This is a genomic window from Planctomycetota bacterium (genome assembly GCA_026387035.1).
In the GTDB taxonomy this organism is placed as follows: Bacteria; Planctomycetota; Phycisphaerae; order FEN-1346; family FEN-1346; genus JAPLMM01.
On the sequence record JAPLMM010000008.1, the window covers coordinates 1 to 1564 of the forward strand.

The following is a 1564-nucleotide window of genomic DNA, read 5'->3' on the forward strand; positions in this document are numbered from 1 at the left end:
GCTGCACTATCACATCCTGACATGCCGGCGAACTTCCTGAGAAGGGAACGGCCCGAAGGCGGCGGGCTTAGCGGGCCGACTGCTTCATCGCCAGCGCCCCCGTCGGGCACGCGGCGACGCATTCGGCGGCGACGCGCTGGAGGCCTTCGGCCAGAGAACGCACGAATGGAACGTTCACGCGCACGTCGAATCCGCGGCCGATGAACGCGAGGCCCAGCGGCTCGCGGGCACGCTCGGCCACCTGGATGCACAGGCCGCACGCGATGCACTTGCCCGGCTCGTAAATCACATCGGGATGCGTTGCCCGCTGCTCGAACACGCGCCGATCGTTCTTGTAGCGCCCCGCGCGGGCGCCGTACTCGCTGGCATACAGGCGGAGTTTGCAGGTTTCGGGCTTTCGGCAATCGCAGTGCAGGCACCGAATCGCTTCAGCCCGTGCCTCTTCGTCCTTGAAACCGGCGGCCTCGCCGCCTGCCGGATTCGTGCGCGCTTTTGCGCTCGCCTCGGCCATGAAGCGTTCCATTTCGCCGTCCAGGAGTTTTCCGATATGCGTCGAGAAAACCGACTCAGGGCCCGCGACGGGCATCGCCGAGTCCACCGCGATGCCGTGCTCCGACGACTCGAGTCCCAGCGCTGCCGACCCGCCCTCCTCGAGCGCACCGACCGCAACGATGACGGCATCGAAATCGCGCACGAGGTCGTCGAGCGACACGTCCCGCCCGACCTGCACGCCCGTCCGGAAGGTCGCCCCAAGACGCTCAACGCTTGCCACTTCGGCGTCGAGAACGTCGCGCGGCAGGCGCTCCACAGGAACGCCGTACCGAAGCATCCCGCCGGGTTTTTCGCGGTCGTCAAACACCGTGCACGCGTGGCCGTATCGCAGGAGCGTATCCGCGGCCGAGAGTCCCGCCGGTCCCGCACCGACGACGGCGACGCGTTTGCCCGTCGCGGCGGCGCACGGCGGGGCAAGGCCCGCCGTGCCACACAAGCGCAAAAAGGGCAGTTCTTCTCGAGTAAAAGCCGTGTGGCACGGCCGGTCTTGTCCGGCCGTGTGGGCACACGGAGGGAGAGGCACCTCGCCCGCCTTGCGCGCGGCATCGGCGGCAAAGCGGTGCGAGAGGCGAATGGCCAGGGCCTCATCCCGTTCCCCCCGCCGGCACCCTTTCTCGCACGGGGCCGGGCAGATCCGCCCCAGCGTCGCCGGCAGCACGAGCGCATCCCGCGCGAGCGCATAGGCCTCGCGGCCCCGCCCCGCGGCGATGTGCCGGAGCATCCGCGGAATATCGAGACTTGCCGGGCAGATGGCCTGGCACGGCGCCTCGCAGTCGCCGAGATGATCGCTCAAGAGGAGTTCGAGCGCGTCGCGCCGGGCCTCGCGGACCTCGTCGGTTTCGCTCTCGACGACCATGCCGTCCTCGGCCGGGGCGCCGCACGACGGCACCAGCCGGTCGGGCCGGCGCACCTTGACGACGCACACCATGCACGAGGTCGCGGGAGGCAGGCCTTCGAGGTGGCAGAGCGTGGGAATCGCGATTCCCGCGCGGCGTGCGGCCTCGAGGATCGT

The 1564-nt window shown here is 69.6% G+C and carries 1 protein-coding gene; it reads right to left on the reverse strand.

Annotated features, from left to right (window positions below; translation table 11 throughout):
* Positions 1-67: 67 nt before the first annotated feature.
* The coding region (locus tag NTX40_00340) for a 2Fe-2S iron-sulfur cluster-binding protein (protein ID MCX5647540.1) at positions 68-1564 on the reverse strand (1497 nt) is incomplete at its 5' end.